Source organism: Psychrosphaera sp. (assembly GCF_982872775.1).
On record NZ_CEYNSH010000019.1, the window covers coordinates 44,641 to 51,708 of the forward strand.

A 7,068-nucleotide genomic window follows, 5' to 3' on the forward strand; every position below is an offset into this window, starting at 1 on the left:
ATCCCTCGCTCAATAGAGCGTGACGGTTCAAGTCCGTCCCCGGGCACCATTTAAACGGCTAGTTTTAAAATAGCAATGTGACGCGAGTATAGCTCAGCTGCTAGATTATGACGCAACCTCAGGTTGCGACCAGATGAAAGCACTGAATTAGAAAGCATATGTGACGCGAGTATAGCTCAGCTGGTAGAGCGCAACCTTGCCAAGGTTGAGGTCACGAGTTCGAACCTCGTTACTCGCTCCAATTTCCCCCTCTAAATAGACTCCCAAGTTAAAAACACCGCTTAAATAGTCTTTGTTGTTTTGCATTTCTGCTACAGTGCGATTTACGTTGTAGTATTCGTTAGAGTAAAAATATTCCCGTCAGCTTTATGTTTAACTTTATAGCGCCATAAGAGAAGCCTGATGGCAATATATAACTATTCTAGAGGTGTGCAGTGCCCAAATCATTAATTAGCTTTTATGAGCGTTTTGAAGCCGATATTTTATCCGGTAAGAAAACCATAACGATCAGAAATCGTGATGAGAAGGATTATTCAATAAACTCAGTCGTTGACGTTGTAACATTTGAGAGTGAACGTTTTTTTACTAAGCTTCGCGTCTTAGGCGTAAATCAAATTAGTTTTGATGACTTAAATGAATCTCATGCTAGGCAAGAAAACATGAGCTTGGCGACACTAAAAAGTGTTATTTCTGAAATTTACCCAAATGAATCTGAGTTGTATGTGATTTCTTTTGAAAGAGTGGAGTAGTAAAAAAGCACTACTCCAGTTGAACTAGTAGGTTAAAGCTACAGCTATCAGTCACTTTTGCCGTTAGCCAGTGTGTCAGCCTCTTCAGCATTCGGTGAATCTTCACTTTGCTTTGCCAAAATCGATTCTGGTGAACTCTGTGTATAGTTCGATTTGATGTGTAAGTCTCGTTGAGGAAACGGTATTTCAATTTCATATTTGGCTAAAGCATCATCAAGTGCCCAAAGATAGTCAGAAATCAGTGCGGTAGGACGCTTTACCTGCTGAGCAGAGACCCATACACCTAGTGTAAAGTTAACAGCACTATCGCCATAGCTCGTCATCCAAACAACGGGTTGTCTTCCAATAATGTTGAGAGTGTATGGAACGTTCTCTGCGGCTTCTAAAGCGGCTTTCTTTACAAGCTCTTTATCAGTGCCGTATTTTACGCCAAATGGTATTCTGAAGCGCCTTACGTTGTCTGCTAATGTCCAGTTTGTGACCATTCCTGATACCAAATCTGCATTAGGGATCAATATGTCCACGTTGTCGTTGGTTCGGATTAAGGTCGCACGCATATTAATTTCAATGACACCACCAACGACTCCGTTAGACAATTCGATGAAGTCACCTACTTTTAGAGTGCGCTCAAACATGATCATTAGGCCAGATACGAAGTTATTGACCATGTTTTGTAAACCCAAGCCAATACCAATACCTAAGGCACTGGCCATTATCGCCAGTTCGGTCACTTTGAAGCCAAGCATAGTTAACGCGATAATAAAGCCCACAAAAACAACGATGTAGTGGATTATTCGACTGATGATATAAAGTTGATGTGAATTGGAATTACCGCCTTTACGTGCCAGCTTATTGAACCCGGCTTGTAGCAAACGAGAGACAATAAAAGTAACGATTAAAACCAAGAAAAAAGATAGGACTTGGCCAATAGTTAGGGTGAACTCACCGATTTGTAAAAGTTGGGAGTCTAGCCACTTTGTCCATTCAAAGTTTAATAGCTTTTCGTTGTTACTTGGAGTTGTCATCTTTTTTACTCGTTAGTCTTTATTTTTTAGGTGGTTAACTTTTTCATGTTCCAATATTGAGCTGTTCGTATTCGTCTCATTATTTAATTGGGTTATAGCCACTTTTTCTTTTTAAATATGCCAATCAACACAACTGCAATGGTCAACATAACACCTAGTAAAATGAAATAGCCATTTGGGGCTTTCAATTCAGGTATATATTCGAAGTTCATGCCGTATAGCCCAGCCAAAAAGCTAAGTGGAACAAAAATTGCGGTAATGACCGTCAGCACTCGCATGGTGGCGTTAAGCTGATGGCTTGTAACGGACATATAACCGTCGACCAAATCGCCACAAATGTCATAATACATTTGGCTTAAACTTAACAGCCGGTCCACTCGTTCGTTTAAATCATTGATAGTGTGGACTTCTTTGTTATTGACTAGATCTGTGTCCTCATCGTCTATCAGTGCAGCTAACGATTTACCAATATTTACGTGATAATTAAAGGTGCGACGTAACTTGATTAGTCTCGATTGATATTGGGTTATTTGCCGCATCAGCTGGTCATTACCTTTGTTTTGAAACTCATCCTCAATTGATTCTAGTTCATTTTCAAAATCGATAAGTTCTTTGAGGTATAAACCACAACTAGTGTGAAACAGCCTCATGGCAAGATGGGCAGGACTGCGTTTGAGATATTTTGTACTCTCTTTGGTGAACATAGCATTGACAGCGGTTGACGGCTTGTCATGGCGTGAAATTAAAATTCGCTCACCAATAAAAAGGCTAATTTGCAAATGCTCAAATATAAGTCCAGGTTGTGTTTTGTAAATGCCTCGGTAAAGCAGGTATAAATAATTTGAAAATAATTCAATTTTAGGTGGGTGGCGATCTCGAAGCGCATCTGAGATAGCTAAAGAGTGACATCCAAGTTCAGCCAAGAGGCTTCGTTCTTGCTCTGTATCGTGTTCGCTAATATCAAGCCATAGATAGGAAGTCTCAGAGGTTTGCCATTGGGTTAATAAAGACAAGTCACCTATAGTGGTGTTTCCTTCTTTTGTGACCAACATACATTGGATCATAGCTACCTCAACAATCGTTCATCGGACGATTTTTATAATTAATTACATAGACTTGTTATAGCAAGAGAAACACTCATACGAAACCAAAATTGAACTTTTATGAGTTAAAAATTGATTTAACAAGAGAGTTGTTTTGAATCAGTTCATTTTTATTTTGGGTAAACGTTCAAATTTAACGCAAAATAGATTAACTTACGCAACCAGTTGTGAAAGGTGCGAAGACCTAGTGTATAATCGCCAGTTACTGAAGATTTGCATAACTCAGATGCAACGTGCCTAAATTCATCGAGAAAATAAAAAGAGATTAAGATGGGAAGAGCTTACCAAAACCGTAAAGAGTCAATGGCTAAAACAGCCAACATGAAAACTAAGATTTATTCTAAGTACGGTAAAGAAATTTACGTTATCGCTAAAAATGGCGGTGGCGATCCAGATACCAACGTAGCACTTAAAAACATCATTGAGCGTGCCAAAAAAGATCAGGTTCCAGCGCACGTAATCAAAAACGCCATCGACAAAGCAGAAGGTGGCGCAGGTGAAGACTATTCACCGGCACGTTACGAAGGCTTCGGGCCTGGCGGTTGCATGGTGATTGTTGACTGTCTAACTGACAACAACAACCGTACTATTATGGAAGTGAAAAACTGTTTCACCAAAACTAACTCCAAGCTTGGTGCTCAAGGTTCTGCTGCACACATGTTTGACCATGTTGCTATTTTTGTATTCAGTGGCGAAGACGAAGACTCAGTACTTGAAGCACTAATGATGGCTGACGTTGATGTAACAGACGTAGAGAGTGAAGACGGCAAGATCACCGTTATCGCACCTTACACTGAATACAACAACGTAAAAGTTGCATTAGAAGAAGCGTACGAAGGCATCGACTTCGATGTTCAGTCTATTTCTTGGGAACCGCAAACAACAACACCAGTTACTGGTGAAGACGTAGCGGTATTCGACAAGTTCATGGACATGCTGAACGACTGTGAAGACGTTCAAGAGGTTTATCACAACGCTGAAATCGAAAGGTAATTCTTTCGTAACTAACTAACTAACTAACTAATAACGTTAACAAAGCCCTGCCATTTGGTGGGGCTTTTTTGTGCGTGTAAAGGTGGTGGTTGATTAAATTGTATGCTAAAAACGTTGATATATTCTAACGGGCAAAAAATGCACCTTTGGCCTTTATTGAAAGGCGTTGCTTTCCGCTTCAATTGATATCTAAGTAAAAGGATTTACCGTGTACAAAAAATTAGCGTTAACAATATTTTTATTTATCCCTTTGTTTTCAGCATATTCTATGGAGTTTGTTGAGGGAGAGCACTACCTAGAAATCAAAGGTACGCTGACCAAGAACAAAGAAATCACCGAGTTCTTCTCTTTTTATTGCCCGGCCTGTTTTAGACAAGAACCATTTATGAATGACCTCAAAGCATCGATGCCAGAAGGGGCCACATTCAAGAAAAATCACGTTAGCGGTATGCCAGGCAGAAATCCCGAGATTGAACAACTGCTTACAAAGGCGCTAATTACCGCTAAGCATTTGAAGGTTGAGTCGGTGCTCGTTCCTGCAATCTTCGATACTATTCACCTAAATAGGTCCAACTTTAATAGCGCTAAAGACATTAAAAAACTGTTTGAAGCTAATGGTGTAGACGGTGACAAGTTCGACAAAACCTTTTCGAGTTTTGCGGTTAAAGCAAATGCCAAAAAGATGCATAGAAATACCGACAATATTCGCAGACAAGGCTTTAGCGGCGTCCCTACGTTAATCGTAAATGGCAAGTATAAGCCGTTGACCAATAATCTAAAGTCTATGCAAGAATACAAAGCGCTAGTGATGTATTTATTAAACAAAGCAGGGTAATAGCTTGTATTTCATCGCTGCGTTCGGATTATTAATGATGTGTCTGAGCGCTATCATGATAGCTAATCCAAATTATTGGGCTGAAGGGATTATCACTTTCAGTAAAAAGTCATATTTTCATTGGTTTGAAGTTTTCAGCCGATTAATCGCCGGAGTCGTGTTCGTAATTTATAGCCATACAACACGGTTTCCTAACCTAATTAACGTTGCAGGTTATTTACTCATTGCTGTAGGAGTTGGTTTGATAATTACTGGCGCTACCAAACACAAGCAATTTGCTGTCTGGTCCGCTCACAAGTTTAAACACACCTTCCGGCCTGCAGGCGTTTTTTCATTTATTTTTGGTGGGTTCTTGATTTATATATCGGTTGTTATTGGATGAAATTAAAAATTTAAAATAAGGATGTTCGATATGAATCACGCAAAAAACGTTTTTATTTCATTAGTCTCAGGTATTGTTTTAGCAATGCTTGGAGTGTACTTCACTGGTTTTATCGCTGCATTTGCCATGCCGAGCAGTTTGGCAAATGTGATGTGGGCTTGGGATATATTTGTCGTTCAGTTTTTAGGGTTTGGCGTATTGGCGATTATGTTGTCTTACTTGGTCGCCTACTTGTCCAAACTCAGCTTTGTTTACTCTGTGTTAGCTATTTTCGTTATTGCTCAATTCGTTTTATTCTTGATCACGGGTAATCTATTTAGCATTTATATAGCGAACATCTTAACCATGTTTACTTGCTTAACGTTAGGCTGGTTTGTGGCGTGTAAAAAGTTCGATTAAATAAAAGTGGAACAACAACAGAATAAAGGAAGTAGCGGTGTATAAAGGTTCGTGTTTGTGTGGTGCTATTAAGGTTGAGCTTACTGGCTCTATCGAAGACATCATTCATTGTCATTGCTCTTTGTGTCGGAAAAATAGTGGAACGGCCTACGCGACAAATGGGTTTATAAACACAAGCGACTTTTCAGTCATTGACCCTCAAAACAAGCTAGCTACTTATGAATTTAAGCTAGGTAAAAATAGACATTTTTGTTCTGTTTGTGCCTCACCAATTTATAGCTCTAACGCGGATAACCCACAAAAGTTAAGAATACGACTCGGTATTCTAGACTCAGACATTGTAGAAAGGCCCATTTCACATAACTTTGTTGGCTCAAAGGCAAACTGGGACGACTTAGATGCAAACCTACCTAGATATGATGGTTTTGAACCAGCAAGACAGAAGGTCTAATTAGTACATGTCAAAAAATTTAAGATTCAGACCGTTTTTATTAGAAGACAAACAGGCGTGTTTAGCGGTTTTTGATACAAATTGTCCTAAATATTTTGCCCCTAATGAACGTCAAGACTACGCAGACTATTTAGACGAAAACCCAATTGGTTATGAAGTTTGTTTGATTGATGGTGCCATTGTTGGAGCGTACGGCTTAAGCGGCGTTCCAAGTGACTATTTGAGAATAAATTGGATTTTAATTTCGGCCCAAAATCATGGAGATGGCATAGGTCATCAATTTATGACCAGAATCCTACAAATATCAAAGCAACAAAGTGCTAAGCAAATAAAAATCGCAGCCAGTCATCTTTCCGCGCCTTTTTTTGCAAAGTATGGCGCGATAGACGTTAAAACCACATTTGATGGTTGGGGGCCTGATATGCATCGAGTGGATATGGTTCTTTCGGTTTGAACTTAGTGAGACAACAAAACTTACATTTAACAACACATTAAAGTATTGTGATATGGCACCGTAGGACGATGCCAAATAGACTTAAGGAAATAAAATGTCTGATATTGAATTTTCTGACTCACAAAAAGAAGCCATGGTGGCAAAGCTACAGTCATATTTTGACCGAGAACTTGATTGTGAGTTGGGGCAGTTTGATGCCGAGTTTTTATTAGATTTTATCGCAAAAGAAATGGGCGCGTTTTATTACAACAGCGGCTTGCGTGATGCCAGAGCGATTTTTGAAAATAGGGTCGAGGCTATAGATGAAGACCTATATGCTATCGAGAAAACCACTGACTAAGCACTTGATTAAGATTCAAAGAGAACAACATGGAAATTCAAGTACATAGACCTAAGCAGTTTTATGATTTTGCCAGGACCTACCGTTTATATGTTAATAACGTAGAAGTGGGGCAAATAAGAAGAGGCGAGACCAAAACCATCACGGTTTCTGACAATGCTCAAAGTATTCAAGCCAGAATAGATTGGTGTACGAGCCAAGAATTCGCTTTAAGTGATGTTGTAGACAACAAAATTACCGTTAAAAATGCCTTTGCCCATAATATTTTTAGAGTGCTATTCATGACGACTTATTATATTTCAAAGGGCAAACACAAGTATTTGGTTATTGAGTCAGG

General features: G+C 39.3%; 10 protein-coding genes and 1 tRNA gene. 9 read left to right on the forward strand and 2 right to left on the reverse strand.

Going from position 1 to position 7,068, the window contains the following annotated elements:
- Window positions 1–165: 165 nt before the first annotated feature.
- Together AC4E96_RS07530 and yqfB are read left to right on the forward strand one after the other, a co-directional pair.
- Window positions 166–241, forward strand: a tRNA-Gly gene (locus AC4E96_RS07530).
- Window positions 242–434: 193 nt separating this feature from the next.
- Window positions 435–749: a N(4)-acetylcytidine aminohydrolase gene (gene yqfB, locus AC4E96_RS07535; RefSeq protein ID WP_490255380.1), complete on the forward strand. Its 315-nt coding sequence runs from the start codon at window positions 435–437 to the stop codon at window positions 747–749.
- Between the two features lie 47 nt (window positions 750–796).
- Here the strand turns inward: yqfB and AC4E96_RS07540 are convergent, their stop codons facing one another.
- Together AC4E96_RS07540 and AC4E96_RS07545 are read right to left on the reverse strand one after the other, a co-directional pair.
- Entirely contained in the window at window positions 797–1,774 is a 978-nt protein-coding gene (locus tag AC4E96_RS07540) for a mechanosensitive ion channel family protein (protein ID WP_490255381.1), read from the reverse strand.
- A gap of 92 nt (window positions 1,775–1,866) precedes the next feature.
- Window positions 1,867–2,826 carry a magnesium transporter CorA family protein gene (locus AC4E96_RS07545; RefSeq protein ID WP_490255382.1) on the reverse strand — a complete coding sequence of 320 codons (960 nt, stop codon included), beginning with the start codon at window positions 2,824–2,826 and terminating at the stop codon, window positions 1,867–1,869.
- Between the two features lie 321 nt (window positions 2,827–3,147).
- Here AC4E96_RS07545 and AC4E96_RS07550 point away from each other — a divergent pair, with 321 nt between their 5' ends.
- The 7 genes from AC4E96_RS07550 to AC4E96_RS07580 form a co-directional block, all read left to right on the forward strand.
- Window positions 3,148–3,870, forward strand: coding sequence for a YebC/PmpR family DNA-binding transcriptional regulator (locus AC4E96_RS07550; RefSeq protein WP_488034252.1), 723 nt, complete (start codon window positions 3,148–3,150; stop codon window positions 3,868–3,870).
- Between the two features lie 208 nt (window positions 3,871–4,078).
- A complete protein-coding gene (locus tag AC4E96_RS07555) occupies window positions 4,079–4,705 on the forward strand; it encodes a thiol:disulfide interchange protein DsbA/DsbL (protein WP_490255383.1) in 627 nt (208 codons plus the stop codon).
- Between the two features lie 412 nt (window positions 4,706–5,117).
- Entirely contained in the window at window positions 5,118–5,486 is a 369-nt protein-coding gene (locus tag AC4E96_RS07560) for a hypothetical protein (protein ID WP_490255384.1), read from the forward strand.
- Window positions 5,487–5,523: 37 nt separating this feature from the next.
- The gene (locus AC4E96_RS07565; RefSeq protein ID WP_490255385.1) at window positions 5,524–5,937 is read left to right on the forward strand and encodes a GFA family protein; all 414 of its coding nucleotides are present in this window, start codon (window positions 5,524–5,526) and stop codon (window positions 5,935–5,937) included.
- Between the two features lie 7 nt (window positions 5,938–5,944).
- The gene (locus AC4E96_RS07570; RefSeq protein WP_490255386.1) at window positions 5,945–6,391 is read left to right on the forward strand and encodes a GNAT family N-acetyltransferase; all 447 of its coding nucleotides are present in this window, start codon (window positions 5,945–5,947) and stop codon (window positions 6,389–6,391) included.
- Window positions 6,392–6,485: 94 nt separating this feature from the next.
- Window positions 6,486–6,731, forward strand: a complete 246-nt coding sequence (locus AC4E96_RS07575) for a DUF2164 domain-containing protein (protein ID WP_488034069.1) — start codon at window positions 6,486–6,488, stop codon at window positions 6,729–6,731.
- Between the two features lie 29 nt (window positions 6,732–6,760).
- Window positions 6,761–7,068 (forward strand): hypothetical protein (locus AC4E96_RS07580; RefSeq protein ID WP_490255387.1); only part of this gene is annotated, 308 nt, incomplete at its 3' end.